13 protein-coding genes are annotated in these 13,833 nt (G+C 48.6%); 4 read left to right on the forward strand and 9 right to left on the reverse strand.

The window, feature by feature from the left end; all coding sequences use genetic code 11:
* Positions 1 to 5 precede the first annotated feature (5 nt).
* Genes urtC through urtE form a run of 3 tightly spaced genes read left to right on the forward strand, consistent with a single transcriptional unit; the run spans position 6 to position 2,584 of the window.
* Positions 6 to 1,097: an urea ABC transporter permease subunit UrtC gene (urtC, locus tag ACI4J0_RS12785; RefSeq protein ID WP_439766272.1), complete on the forward strand. Its 1,092-nt coding sequence runs from the start codon at positions 6 to 8 to the stop codon at positions 1,095 to 1,097.
* Complete coding sequence (urtD, locus tag ACI4J0_RS12790) at positions 1,094 to 1,858, forward strand: urea ABC transporter ATP-binding protein UrtD (protein WP_439766204.1); 765 nt, start codon at positions 1,094 to 1,096, stop codon at positions 1,856 to 1,858. Before urtC ends, urtD begins: the two co-directional genes overlap by 4 nt.
* A 33-nt stretch (positions 1,859 to 1,891) precedes the next feature.
* A complete protein-coding gene (gene urtE, locus ACI4J0_RS12795; RefSeq protein WP_439766205.1) occupies positions 1,892 to 2,584 on the forward strand; it encodes an urea ABC transporter ATP-binding subunit UrtE in 693 nt (230 codons plus the stop codon).
* A 148-nt stretch (positions 2,585 to 2,732) separates the two neighbouring features.
* Here the strand turns inward: urtE and ACI4J0_RS12800 are convergent, their stop codons facing one another.
* The 8 genes from ACI4J0_RS12800 to murC form a co-directional block, all read right to left on the reverse strand.
* The gene (locus tag ACI4J0_RS12800; protein WP_439766206.1) at positions 2,733 to 3,722 is read right to left on the reverse strand and encodes a glycoside hydrolase family 25 protein; all 990 of its coding nucleotides are present in this window, start codon (positions 3,720 to 3,722) and stop codon (positions 2,733 to 2,735) included.
* A 13-nt stretch (positions 3,723 to 3,735) separates the two neighbouring features.
* Entirely contained in the window at positions 3,736 to 4,824 is a 1,089-nt protein-coding gene (locus ACI4J0_RS12805; protein ID WP_439766207.1) for an alkaline phosphatase family protein, read from the reverse strand.
* A 14-nt stretch (positions 4,825 to 4,838) separates the two neighbouring features.
* Positions 4,839 to 5,363, reverse strand: coding sequence for a GNAT family N-acetyltransferase (locus ACI4J0_RS12810; RefSeq protein WP_439766208.1), 525 nt, complete (start codon positions 5,361 to 5,363; stop codon positions 4,839 to 4,841).
* Positions 5,364 to 5,640: 277 nt separating this feature from the next.
* A complete protein-coding gene (locus ACI4J0_RS12815; protein ID WP_439766209.1) occupies positions 5,641 to 7,746 on the reverse strand; it encodes a glutamine synthetase III family protein in 2,106 nt (701 codons plus the stop codon).
* Between the two features lie 267 nt (positions 7,747 to 8,013).
* Positions 8,014 to 9,330 (reverse strand): aspartate--tRNA(Asn) ligase, encoded by a 1,317-nt coding sequence (aspS, locus tag ACI4J0_RS12820; RefSeq protein WP_439766210.1) that lies wholly within the window; start codon positions 9,328 to 9,330, stop codon positions 8,014 to 8,016.
* A 146-nt stretch (positions 9,331 to 9,476) separates the two neighbouring features.
* Positions 9,477 to 10,556: a lysostaphin resistance A-like protein gene (locus tag ACI4J0_RS12825; RefSeq protein WP_439766211.1), complete on the reverse strand. Its 1,080-nt coding sequence runs from the start codon at positions 10,554 to 10,556 to the stop codon at positions 9,477 to 9,479.
* 14 nt (positions 10,557 to 10,570) lie between these two features.
* Positions 10,571 to 11,158 (reverse strand): transcriptional repressor LexA, encoded by a 588-nt coding sequence (gene lexA, locus ACI4J0_RS12830; RefSeq protein WP_439766212.1) that lies wholly within the window; start codon positions 11,156 to 11,158, stop codon positions 10,571 to 10,573.
* A 30-nt stretch (positions 11,159 to 11,188) separates the two neighbouring features.
* A complete protein-coding gene (murC, locus tag ACI4J0_RS12835; RefSeq protein ID WP_439766273.1) occupies positions 11,189 to 12,589 on the reverse strand; it encodes a UDP-N-acetylmuramate--L-alanine ligase in 1,401 nt (466 codons plus the stop codon).
* Between the two features lie 168 nt (positions 12,590 to 12,757).
* Here murC and spoVG point away from each other — a divergent pair, with 168 nt between their 5' ends.
* The gene (gene spoVG, locus ACI4J0_RS12840) at positions 12,758 to 13,057 is read left to right on the forward strand and encodes a septation regulator SpoVG (protein WP_432649569.1); all 300 of its coding nucleotides are present in this window, start codon (positions 12,758 to 12,760) and stop codon (positions 13,055 to 13,057) included.
* Positions 13,058 to 13,109: 52 nt separating this feature from the next.
* Here the strand turns inward: spoVG and ACI4J0_RS12845 are convergent, their stop codons facing one another.
* Positions 13,110 to 13,652, reverse strand: coding sequence for an NUDIX domain-containing protein (locus tag ACI4J0_RS12845; protein ID WP_439766213.1), 543 nt, complete (start codon positions 13,650 to 13,652; stop codon positions 13,110 to 13,112).
* Between the last annotated feature and the right edge of the window lie 181 nt (positions 13,653 to 13,833).

Raw genomic sequence — 13,833 nt, forward strand, 5'->3', positions numbered from 1 at the left:
AAGATATGCTTAAAAAGCAGGGCAGCAATATCTGCTTTGCATTCATAGTTCTTCTCCTCGCCCTGGTTCCCGTAATGTTTTCGGCAGGGCTGATGAACAGCTCAACGGTGCTGTTTCTGGGCAAATGCATAGCGTTTGCGGTGGTGGCAATGGGTCTTGACCTTATCTGGGGCTACACGGGTATACTGAGCCTCGGTCACGGACTTTACTTCGCTCTTGGCGGCTATGCAATGGCGATGTATTTAAAGCTCCAAAGCACAGGCGGTAAGATAACCGATTTTATGCACACAGGCGGACTTGATGAGCTGCCTCTTGTGTGGAAGCCCTTTCTGAACCTTCCTCTCTCCATTATTATGATAATACTTGTTCCTGCGGTCGTTTCGGGGGTTATCGGGTATTTCATATTCAAGAGCAGAGTCAAGGGCGTTTACTTCTCCATTATTTCACAGGCGCTCACATGGGCGGCGTATTCCATGTTCATTGCTCTCTCGCCCTACACCAACGGAAACGTGGGCATTACCGAGATAAAGTCTGTTTTCGGCAGCATCAAGGGTGACGCCAACAGGGGCAATATGTTCCTGCTGTTTTACATCTCCCTGGGCATAATGGTACTTATCTATGCCCTCTGCAAATTCCTTGTGGGAAGAAAATTCGGCAAGCTCCTTATCGCCATCAGAGACGGTGAGAACCGCACTTATTTCTCGGGCTACAGAGTAAGCCGCTACAAGACCTTTGTATATGTTCTGTCCGCTGTTATCGCAGCTGTTGCAGGTGCGGTATTCGTAAACTTCAACGGCAGCATTACCCCTTCTCAGATGACTATAGCTTATTCCATCACCATGGTAATATGGGTGGCTATCGGCGGCAGAGGAACCATAATCGGCGCAGTCATCGGTGCATTTCTCATCAATCTCTGCGAGTATAATCTCAGCTCGGGAGCAATGGTGGAGGTATGGCAGTACCTTATCGGCGCACTGTTCTGCATTACCATTCTTTTCTTTAAGGGCGGCATTGTGGGATTTGTAAAGGACCATTTCCTCGGCGATAAGAAAGCTGCCCCCGCAAAACAGGCAAAGACGGAGGAAGTAAAAGTATGAGCAGTGAAAATATTCTTGAAATAAAAAACATCTCCGTATGCTTTGACGGCTTCTATGCCCTTACAGATGTGCGTACAAACGTGAAGCGCCACACGGTGCATTTCTTCATCGGTCCCAACGGCGCGGGCAAGACCACTCTCCTTGACATTATCTGCGCAAAGACCAAGCCTACCGCGGGAAATATCATGTATTACCCCGAGGGCAGAGAGCCTGTAAGACTTACGGGTATGAAGGAGTACAAGATAGTGGAGGAGGGTATCGGAAGAAAGTTTCAGGTGCCGTCGGTGTTTGTAAATCTTACGGTGCTTGACAATATGATACTTTCCCTCAAGGGTCACAAGGGAATTTTTGACTCCATTTTCGGCAAGCCCTCAAAGGAGGATATGGAGAATATCGACAGCGTTCTCGAAAGAGTGGGGCTTGCGGATAAAAAGGACGTGAGGGCAGGCAGCCTGGCACATGGTCAGAAGCAATGGCTTGAGATAGGTATGCAGCTTGTGTCAAAGCCCGAGATAATCATGCTTGACGAGCCTGCGGCGGGAATGGGCAAGCCCGAGACCTTCCGCACGGGCGAGATACTCAAGGAGATAAAGAAGGAATGTACCGTTATCGTCATTGAGCACGATATGGATTTCGTAAAGCAGGCGGCGGATATCGTTACCGTTCTCCACGAGGGAAAGATCCTTATGGAGGGCAATATTTCCGATGTGCTGGCGGACAAGACTGTTCAGGCGGTTTATCTGGGCAGAGGTGCGGAGTGATCTCACGAATTAAAGTCAAAGGGTTGATTTTTGATGCTGAAAATTCAGAATGTTGATTCATACTACGGCGAGAGCTGTGTTATAAAGGGGCTTTCCTTTGAGGTGCCTAAGGGGAAGATAGTAAGTCTTATCGGCAGAAACGGCGTTGGCAAGACCACTACGCTCAAAAGCATTATGGGACTTGTGAAAACTCCCTCGGGCAGCATTATGATGGACGGGCAGGAAATGATAAAGCTGCCCGCTTACGAGAGAGTACGTCTCGGTATCGGCTATGTTCCCCAGGGAAGAGACATTTTCCCGCAGATGACGGTGCAGGAGAATATTGAGCTGGGACTCCAGCCAAAGGGCGGCAAGGGGACTGTTCCCGATTACATTTATGACCTGTTCCCCATTCTTCCCAAGTTTGCAAAAAGAAAGGGCGGCGACCTTTCGGGCGGTCAGCAGCAGCAGCTTGCCATTGCAAGGGCGCTGGCGGCAGACCCGAAAATAATCATTCTCGACGAGCCTACAGAAGGCATACAGCCCTCCATCATTCAGGATATCGGTGCTGCCATACGGAAGATAAACGAATGGAAGGGGATCACCGTGCTGCTTGTGGAGCAGTATCTTGATTTTGTTCTCGAGAACGCCGAGCAGATATATGTTATGGAAAAAGGCGAGATAGTTTTCAAGGGCGGCAGGAACGATGCCGACCATGATACTGTAAGGCAGCTTATGACAGAATAATTACCAATGCCTTTCTCATCTCGACAGACTGTGACCCGGGAGAATTTTTCTTCCGGGTCTGTTTTTTTTTCTGAAAAAAATTTTATAAAAGGACTTGACAAAATGGTACAAATGTGCTATAATATATTTCAGAACTAAAGTTTCGAATTTATTCCTCTATCCATATGTTCATATCCACAAGTCCCTCTATCCCGTTAACTACTCCCGAGCAGGAATACTGCCACATTTTGTAGTCATAGGTGAAATTGCAGGTGCGGTTGTAGTCCGCAAGCCAGAGGGGTATGTCCGAAAGCTCGCCCATATCATAGCGGAATATGGCGGTGTTGATGGTGGAATAATACATCGGCTCATAGCCCGCTTCTTTCACTCTGTCGCAGAAGGCACGGCAGCAGGCGGTCTGTATCTCTCCTGCCATGCCGTCGGTGCGTGCAGGGTCCTCGTCGGTGGGGAATTCCCAGTCGAACACCACGGGGAAGGTAAGCTCCGCGCCTGTTTCCGAGATGAGGGATATGACATATTCCGCTTCTTCCAGAGCTTCCTCGGGGGTCAGCGCCTGGGAGAAGAAATACACGCCCGTTTCTATCCCGGCTGCCCTTGCGCCTTCGAGATTTCTTCTGAAATATTTATCCTCGGTCATCTTTCCTGTTTCATAACCTCTGTAGCCTATGCGGAGCATGGCAAATTCCACGCCGTCAGCCTTCACCGCCTGCCAGTCAATGTCACACTGATAGGAGGATACGTCAATGCCGAAGCGGCTGCGCTTGTTTCCGCTTTCGTCATACAGGGTCTTATGCTTCTTTTCGTCCGTTTCAAGGAGGGTCATATCATAATCGTTAAACGCTGCGCCCTTTATTTCGGGGTATTCTATTACGTCTATGCCGTTATCGTATATGTAGACCGTGTTTTCATCGCGGACAGCTGCCGTTTCAAGAATAGCTTCCGTTTCGGGAACAGCAGTCTCAAGAGCCGCATTAAGACGGGATATTTCCGCTTCTGCCACAGTTGCCGACGCTCTGAGGCTTTCATTGTCTTTACTTAGCCCTGAGGCTCTGGCGATAAACAGGCAGGTGGTCCCGAGAGTCAGAACGGTCATTGCCGACAGGATAATGCAGGGGGCTGTAAGGGGATTTTTACTCACTTTTATTCTCCTTTTATTTTGATATGGCGATAAGGGGTATGGTCATTTCGTCCTCGGTAAGTCCTGCATGGCTGCCCTTGAATTTTGATTCGGTGTTCACTATCTCTGTATCTCCGATGGCTATGGCGAGGAAATCTCCAAGCATTCTTTCAAGCTTCGGGTGGTTTTGCCCTGTGCCTAAAAGCTGCTTTTGGAGCAGTTCTTCCTTTGTGAGCAGGATAAATTCGTCTCCGAAATGCTCGTTAAATGCCGATCTGAAGCGATCTTTCATTCCCTCTTTTACAAAGAGATCCAATGCTCGGGGCTCCATTGAGGGCATACGAACAAGACATTCGGTGAGGTCGGGGTAATCGGTCAGGAGCTTGTTTTTTATATTTATATGCCCGTGGTCGGCGGTGACTATGAGCAGGGTATCCTCAAGCTCAGCGGCAAGCTGCCGGGTGGTTTTTTCCATATCCGAAAGAAGCTGCGTTATATCCTCGCCGTCAACGCCGCTTTTATGCATTGTGCAGTCAGGCTCGTCCCAGTAGGCATAGATGTAGGTCCTGTTTGGTTCATGGCAATGCTTTTTTATATTGTTGCACAGCTCGCTGTAGGTCTGGGGACGCTCTCCCCAGAATTTTGCAAGGTAATAAGCGCTCACCCCTGTTTTACTTATCCTGTCACGGATATTTTCATAGGGGACATATGTCCATGCGGGGTCAATATCAAGCTGCTCGCCCGTATCGCCGTCTGTGCCGAAAAAATACACGATGTTCCTGTCAAGCTCCTCAAAATAGCCCGTCCAGCCAAGCCATGCCGACTGATTGGGGAAAAGTCCGCTGTCTATGGCTGTGGTGGCGGCGACGGTTGTGGGCGGAAAGGTGGAGGAGTATTTGGTTATGAGATGCTGACGGAAAAAGCCGTTTTCCGACAGGTGCTTTTCAATTGAGCTTGCGCCCATTCCGTCAAGGAGTATGACAACCACGTTTTTATAGGGCTTGTTTAAAAGCATATCTGCCTTCGGAAGAGTGGGATTGGGCGGCTCTATGCCGTAATATTTAAGCAGCGAACAGGCTAAATTCGCTATGCTGCTTTTGTAGTCGGGATATTTTATGTTCATAGGGCGGTATCTCCTTAAAGCTTCTTTGACAGGTAGAGTACAAGGTCATCGTCATTTGTGTAAATGGTATCATAGGGGGTGCATACTTTATCCTTGTACCAGACTCCCGAGCCGTCGGGGATATAGCCCCTCTTCACGTACATTCTCTGTGCGCTGCCGTATCCGCTGTGCAGTCCCACTCCGAGATATACGGTATGGGAATACTCTGCGGCTATCTTTTCGGCTATGTCCATAAGCTTGCTGCCGATACCCTTTCTGCGGTATTTTTCAAGCACTCCGAAGTCAACTATTTCGGGATATCCCTTTCCTCCGAATGCGCCCCACTGGGAATTGGGATAAACGTTTATATATCCTGCAATTTTTCCCTTATATTCCGCTGCAAGGGCTATGGCTCTGCCCTCAGAACTGTCTTTGAGCCTCATTTCGTATTTTTCGGGAGTACTGTCCCAGCCCTGCGCGATCTCTTCCTCAGTAATTGGCTGAATGTCGCTCTGCATTAAGTCACGTATAGTTATTTCATTATCACGATAATATATCATATTCGTCCTCCCCGTTTCTTTTTTATTTATTATATCAGACAAGCAGGGTTATGTCAACATAACACAAAAACCGCCCTCGTATCCCACATCAAAGTCGGATACAAGAACGGTTTGTCTCAGGGAGATGGCGGACGGGGCTTCAGGGACAAACCCTGTCCGCCTGTGAGTATTTGCACACGTTTGACCGTATGCAGCAGAAAATAGAAGTAAGCGTGGTAATATACGGCTCAAATGCAAACAGCGCTCCCCGTAACGGGCAGCGCTGCCTTTATTGATATTAAACTCTGAACATAAGATCGCCGTATGTGGGGAAGGGCCAGATGGTCTCGGGAGTGATGGTCTCAAGCTCGTCTGCCACTGCTCTCAGGCTCTGCATTGCTGCAAATACTGTTTCTCTGTAGTATCTTGCGGTTGCCTCAGCATCGCCTGCGTCGCCTGCGCCGATAAGCTTTGTATCAAGCTCGTCGATGGCTTCGGAAATGCCTGCGTTAAGTGCGGATACCTTGTCAGCAAGCTTCTTCTCAAGGTCTGCGGATACGCCTGCGGACTTCTTGGAGTTTACGCTGTCGCAAAGCTCCTTGGCAAATTCCATACCTGCGGGCAGGATCTGCTTCTTTGCCATATCAAGCATTGTGAGAGCTTCGATATTGATGACCTTGGAGTAGTTCTCAAGAATGATCTCGGTTCTGGACTCAAGCTCGGTCTTTGTATATACCTTGAACATCTCGAACATCTTGACGTTCTTATCATCTGTGTAATGAGGAACTGCGTCAACGGTGGAAATGTAGTTGGGGAGTCCTCTTCTTGCTGCTTCCTCTACCCAGCTTGCGTCATAGCCGTTGCCGTTGAAGATAACTCTCTTGTGCTTCTTGATGGTCTCAACAAGGAGCTTGTTGAGCTCGGAGGTGAAGTCTGCTGCACCCTCGAGTCTGTCGGCAAATTCCTTGAGGGAGTTTGCTACGATGGTATTGAGTATGCAGTTTGTGCAGGCAATGGTCTCGGAGGAGCCAAGGCTTCTGAACTCGAACTTGTTGCCTGTGAATGCAAAGGGAGATGTTCTGTTGCGGTCGGTGGTATCCTTGGGGAAGTTGGGGAGCGCCTCAACGCCGATAACAAATTCCTCGTTGGCACCGGACTTTATCATTTCGCCTGTCTCAAGGGCATCGAGTATCTGCTGGAGCTCGCTGCCTACAAAGATGGACATAATTGCGGGAGGTGCTTCGTTTGCGCCCAGACGGTGGTCGTTGCCTGCGGAAGCAACGGAAAGTCTCAGCAGGTCAGCGTTTTCATCAACTGCCTTGATGATAGCGGCAAGGAAGGTAAGGAACTGGATATTGTCCTTGGGGTTCTTGCCGGGGTCGAGAAGGTTCTGACCGTCATTTGTGGAAATGGACCAGTTATTGTGCTTACCGGAGCCGTTAACGCCTGCAAAGGGCTTCTCGTGGAGGAGACATACAAGACCGTGCTTGAGAGCTACCTTCTTCATGATCTCCATTGTAAGAGCGTTCTGGTCGGCTGCTACGTTTGATGTTGTAAAGATAGGAGCCATTTCGTGCTGTGCGGGTGCGACCTCGTTATGCTCGGTCTTGGAGTAAATTCCAAGCTTCCACAGCTCCTCGTCCAGCTCGGTCATATAATCATGAACTCTTGTCTTGATATTTCCGAAGTAGTGGTCCTCAAGCTCCTGACCCTTGGGTGCCTTTGCGCCGAAGAGTGTTCTGCCTGTGTAGATAAGGTCCTTACGCTGGTCGTAAAGCTTCTTGTCTACAAGGAAGTATTCCTGCTCGGGTCCTACGGTGGTGGTTACTCTTGTTGCCTTGGAGCCGAAAAACTTCAGAACTCTTACTGCCTGCTCGGAAATTACCTCCATTGAACGGAGAAGAGGTGTTTTCTTATCAAGAGTTTCGCCTGTGTAGGAGCAGAATGCTGTGGGTATGTAGAGGGTCTTATCCTTGATAAAGGCAGGAGATGTGGGGTCCCATGCTGTATAGCCTCTTGCCTCGAAGGTGGCTCTCAGACCGCCTGAGGGGAAGGAAGAAGCGTCGGGCTCGCCCTTGATAAGCTCCTTGCCGGAAAATTCCATTATTACCTTGCCGTCGTCTGTGGGAGAGATAAAGGAATCGTGCTTCTCGGCGGACAGACCGGTCATGGGGTGGAACCAGTGGGTATAGTGGGTAACGCCCTTTTCCACTGCCCAATCCTTCATGGTTGCGGCGATAACGTCCGCTACATCGGGATCGAGAGCTGTTCCCATTGTCTTTGTTTTAAGCAGGGACTTGTACACATTCTTAGGAAGTCTCTGCTTCATTGTTTCCTCGTTAAAAACGTTGCAGCCGAAATAATCGGGCACGTTCTTAATTCCCTGAACTGTTGACTCTGACATATTATATTCCTCCCAATTCATCAAAAACAAAAGACGCCGAAGCACAGCTCACGAAATGAGCTGTTCCTCGGCGCCGTTGCCTTTGAATTATTAACTTGTTTCTGAGTACAGTATTATAATACACTATATCTTCTTGTTTGTCAAGAGCTTTTTTGAAATTTTTGCAAGTTTTATAAATTATCCTGCATTTTATGGCAGATTTTTCATATTTCAGACTATTATTTCAGGCAAAATATGAATTTGCTGCTATGATTTATTTCAAAAAGCTTACGGCAGCAGACGGTTAAGGTCTCTGGGGAACATGGAAGCCTGACGGACATTCTGTGCGCCGATAAGCTTCATTACCAGTCTCTCAAGGCCAATTCCCAGACCGCCGTGAGGGGGGAGTCCGTACTTATGGCTCTCAAGGTAGCTCTTGAAATCGTCGGGGTCAAGTCCCTGAGCCTTCATCTTTTCTATCTGCTCGTTGTAATCGTGGATACGCTGACCGCCTGTGGTTATCTCAAGTCCTCTGAAAAGAAGGTCGAACTTGCAGGCTGTTCTGGGGTCCTCCCTGTCGTTCATTGCATAGAAGGGAGGCTTGGAGGAGGGGAAGTTAGTTACGAAGATGAACTCGGTGCCGTAGTTTTCCTTGGCATAATTGCAGAGGAATACCTCGTCCTCGGGCTCAAGGTCGAACTTGTTCTTTGCCTTGCTGCCCTTGATGAGTGCAACTGCGTCCTCAAACTTTATGGCGGGTATCTCAGTCACCTCGGGGATATCTGCGCCGAGAATGTTTATCTCCTGGGCATAGTTTTCCTTGAGATAATCCATAAGATAACGGAGCATTGCGGTCTCCATATTCATAACGTCGTACATATCGTTTATGAAGCCCATCTCAAAGTCAAGACCGATATATTCGTTAAGGTGACGGGAGGTGGAGTGGCGCTCTGCGCGGTAAACGGGCGCTATTTCGAAAACTCTGTCAAAGAAAGCCACCGCTGCCTGCTTATAGAACTGAGGAGACTGATTGAGGAATGCCTCATTATCAAAATAATCGAGACGGAAAATATTTGCACCGCCCTCTGCGCCCTGGGCTACTATCTTGGGGGTGTGTATCTCGGTGAATTTATTCTTTATCATAAACTCTCTGAAGCCCGAAACTACGCCCTCCTGGAACTTGAAAACCGCTCTCTCGACGGGGTTTCTGAGAGAAACGCTTCTGTTGTCAAGGTTTACGTCAAGGCTGCAGCCAAGCTTTCTTGCGGAAACGTGGAGAGGATAATCATAATCGGGCTTATGGATAAGCTTTATGCCCGTAAGGGAAAGCTCAATACCGTTATAGGCTCTGTCATCGTTTTTCACAATGCCCTTTGCGGTCACAAAGCAGCCTTCCTTGATACCCTCAATGCTGTCGGGGCAGCTGTCGGGGGAATAGACCGTCTGGATAAGATATCTCGCAGTTCTGAGAATTACAAAGGCAAATCCGCCCATCTTCTTTACCTTATGAACGCAGGCGGAAATTTCGATCTCCTTGCCCTCGCTGCTTTTTGCTTCGGCAAGATCAAACTCGTTTATCAGCGTTTTTCCGTCGATTTTCTCCATTTAGAATTACCATCCTTTCTGAGCCTCATAAAAATACGAGACCCGTCCGAAAGTCCTTGCTTTCGGACTTCCCGGCAATGGGCACCGCCCTGCCGTCTTTTCCATAAAAATGATTATATCATACCTTTTGTCGGTTGTCAAGATGCTTATTCCATAAGCTTTTCGGTCACGGGGCCGAATTTTGATACTATATCTATAACATAGACTGTAAGCATTATCCAGAAGCTTACGCAGGATACCATTATCGGCAGGGTCCTTTTCCTGTGATACTCCGTGCTGCGGGGGAGCGATATGCCGCTGCGGGCAAGGAGTATGATGAGCGTTACCAAGCCTATAAGGAAAAATACGCCGAGAACGCACATCCAATAGGTATTTGCTGTCTCATCATCGGTAAGGAATGTGAGTATGCTGCAGGAAACGGCAAAGGTATTGATGAAAATATGTCCCGCTATTGGCAGCAGCAGCGAGCCTGTTTTTACTGCGGCATAGCCGAATACCAGTCCCACGCCGAAGCCCAGTATCGCCTGGATAAGGTTTCCGTGCATCAATCCGAAAATAAGGGCGGAGGCGAATATGGCAAAGTGCTGGCTGACGGTGCAAAGCCGCCTGAGCACAACGCCTCTGAACATAAGCTCCTCGCATATGGGAGCGAGTATGGCGCTGAGTATTATATCACAGACAAGATAGGGGACTGACAGATCCTCCGCCGACAGATACTCCTCCTTGATGGGAGAAAAGCCTGCCGCAAAGCAGCCGCCTATGACCACCTGCTGGAGTACTATGCTGACGGAATAGAACAGCATGACCATTCCGAAAAATGCAAATACTCTGCCTGCGGTTATGTCATCTGTGCGGAAATATTCGGAAAGCTTTTTCCTGCCTGCGCTTTTGTCATAAAGGAATATGCCGAAACAGAAAACGATGGAGGGCAAAGCCCCTGCTATGGCATAGGGAATGTCCACTATCTGGGTATTTTCTTCGTTTACCCTGAACTCATAGCCGAAAAGCATCATCATCACAAATATGATATTTGCAAGGACAACGGCTCCTATGGAGTGGATAATGGCTTCGGAAAATACCGTGCGGTAGTTCTGCCTGAGGGCTCGGCGCTCGTTTGGGGAAACGGGCGTATCGCTTCTGTAATATCCGCCGCCCATGGCATAGGGCTGATATGGGGGATACGGAGCGGGGCTTTGCTCCGGGCGGTTATTCTGATTTTCTTCCATTAAATGCTCCGTTCTCAGCCTACGTAGCGCATTACTCCGACTACCTTTCCGATTATTGTGCATTCATCGGAAATTATAGGCTGCATTGTGTCGTTTTCGGGCTGGAGACGGTAATGTCCGTCCTCCTTGTAAAAACGCTTTACTGTTGCTTCCTCATCGCCTACCATAACGGCTGCTATCTCGCCGTTGTCAACGTATTCGGACTTTTCAACGATAACGAAATCGCCGTCGAGGATGCCTGCGTTTATCATGCTCTCGCCTCTGATCTTGAGGGCGAAAAGCTCGCCTGTGTAGCTCTTGTTGGGCAGGAAGGATATGTATTCCGAAATATCCTCAAAGGCGGTCACAGGCTGACCTGCGGTGATGGTGCCCACAACGGGAAGTCTCATTATGCCGTTGCCCGCAAGCTTTACGGCACGGTTCTTGCCCTCTATCTTCTCAAGATAGCCCTGGTCTACAAGGAAATTTACATATCTTGCGGCTGTGGAGGTGGAGGCGATGTCAAGGTCGCGGCATATCTCTCTGATGGAGGGGGAATAGCCGTCCTCTGTTCTCTGCTTGATGTACTCGTATACCTTCTTGTGGATCTCTTTCATTTTCATAATGATCTTCCTTTCATATTTTGATAAATATTAGTTATACTTAGCCTTCAGCTTATCCAGAATAAGCCGGGCGCATTTATTTACGTCTCCGCAGCCCATTGTGATGATGAGGTCTCCGCTCTCGGCGTGTTCTGCGGCGTATTCGGCGCAAAGCTCAAAGTTTGCGTCATGCTCCTGCTCCCCGAACCACACGGCTCCGGGGACCTTTTCGCCGATGTCCTTGTCGTAAATGTTGTAGGTGTTTTTTTCGCGGGAGCCCATTATGGCTGTGATGATGCACCTTTCGGGAATGGAGAGCACCCGTATGAAATCATCAAGCAGCAGGGCTGTACGTGAGAAGGTGAAGGGCTGGAATACCGCCCAGACCTTATTAAATCCCATTTCTGCGGCGGCTCTCAGGGTGACCTCAAGCTCTGCGGGGTGATGGCCGTAATCGTCACAGACGGTTATGCCGTTTACCTCGCCGTACTTCTCAAACCTGCGCTTTGCTCCGCGGAAGCTGTCAAGACCTGCGGATATCATATCCTTGTCTGCTCCCGACAAATATGCAGCCGCTGCGGCTGCCACAGCGTTCAGGACATTGTGGATACCCGGGATATGGAGCTGTGCATGGGTAAACAGCTCGCCCTTATGATAGATATCAAACTCGGTGAGGAGCCCGCTTGCCTTGGTGACATTCTTCGGGTACCAGTCGTTTTCCTCGGAATTTCCGAAGGTGATTATTTCCTTGTCAAGTCCGCTTATGGCTTTGCGGGTGTTTTCATCGTCCCCGTTGGCGATTATCCTGCCTGCCATGGAGCAGAATTTATTAAAGGAGGCGATAACGTTGTCGAGGGTCTTGAAATAGTCAAGATGGTCGGCATCAACATTCAGCACAACGGCGATATCGGGTGACAGCTTCAGAAAATGGTCCACGAACTCGCAGGCTTCGCATACCATTGTATCGGAGGTGCCTACACAGCCGCTTCCGCCTATTATGGGCAGCTTTCCGCCGATATATGCGGTGATGTCCATACCGCCCTGCTTGAGTATCTGGGTTATCATGGAGGTAACGGTGGTCTTTCCGTGAGTTCCGCTTACGCAGACTGCATTTTTATACCAGGAGGTAACTATACCGAGAAGGTCGCTTCTCTCGAGGACGGGAACTCCGCTCTCCTTTGCTGCAATTAGCTCGGGGTTATCCTGCATAATTGCGGCGGTGTGGATTATAAGGTCAGCGCCCTTAATGTTCTCCGCACGCTGTCCGAGAAACACCTCTATGCCCATTTCGCGGACAGCTTTAAGGGTGTCCGTCTCGTTGTTGTCCGAGCCTGTTATGTGATATCCCTTGGCGTTTAGTATCTGTGCCAGAGGATACATTCCGCTGCCGCCTATGCCTATCATATGAATGTGATGCTTATCCTTTAAAACATCATCATCAAATTTACGCATATAGTTATTCAAAAGTTTCACCTCTGTTTATAAAATTTTAAGAGTCATATATTATAATTGAATTACGGATTGGAAAAACTTTCATTTTCCAATATTCTGAATATTGCAGCGCAGCGGAAACATACTACTATTATCCGAATGCCGCAGATTTTAAGGAGGACATATAAAATGACGATCACCGATATCAAGATCCGCAAGATCATTCCCGAGGGACGTCTGAGAGCTGTTATTTCCATCACTATCGACGACCAGATCGCTATCCACGACATCAAGGTAGTTCAAGGCGACGCAAGACTTTTCGTTGCAATGCCCAGCAGAAAGGACGAAAACGGCGTTTTCAGAGATATCGTTCACCCCATCTCTCCCGATGCAAGACAGTCCATTGAGGGTCAGATCCTTGACGCTTACACCCGCCACATCGAAATGATGCAGGCTGAGGCTGAAGCAGAGCAGGCAGGTCTTATCTGATTTTTAGGATATCATATGTCTCTCCCCCGTTTCTTATCGGAAACGGGGCTTTTTATTTGCCCTCGTCAATGAGCATTTTTGTTTTGAGCAGGGCTATCTGGGTCTTTGCGTCGGGTATTTCTCCACGCATGACCATCTGCACAGCCTCGTCAAGGGGTATGCGGAGCACGTCAAGATACTCGCCCTCGTCGGTATGGGCTTTCCCGAAGCTGAGCCCTCTCGCAAGATACATATGTATCTTTTCCGTAAGATATGCCACAGAGGGGTAGCAGACGCCCAGATAATCAAAGCTTTGGCACTTTGCCCCTGTTTCCTCCTCAAGCTCTCTGAGGGCGGCAGAACGGTGCTCTTCGCCTATCTCAAGCTTGCCTGCGGGTATCTCAAGAAGAGGCTCGCCGAAAGCGTATCTGAACTGGCGGACCATTATTACCTCATTTTCATCGGTAAGAGGAACAACGCATACGCCGCCCGAATGGATAACAAGCTCTCTGGGGGCTGTGGTGCCGTCCTCAAGCTCAACCATGTCCTTGCGGACGGTGATGATGCGTCCCTCGAACACGACTTCCTTTTCTATAGTTTTCTCACTTAAATGCATTTTTAAGCAAACCTCCGTAAATTTGAACGAAAAATCGCCCGATACAGCGAAAATCTGTTTCACTAAATTTATTATATCACATATTGAACAATTTAACAAGTCAAAATTCAGAATTTTTTTTATTTATTTCTGCTGATTTTTCTTGTTTTTTATTAGTAAAAATATTATAATAGTATATGTA

The sequence above is a fragment of the Huintestinicola sp. genome, assembly GCF_051882455.1.
GTDB lineage: Bacteria > Bacillota > Clostridia > Oscillospirales > Ruminococcaceae > Huintestinicola.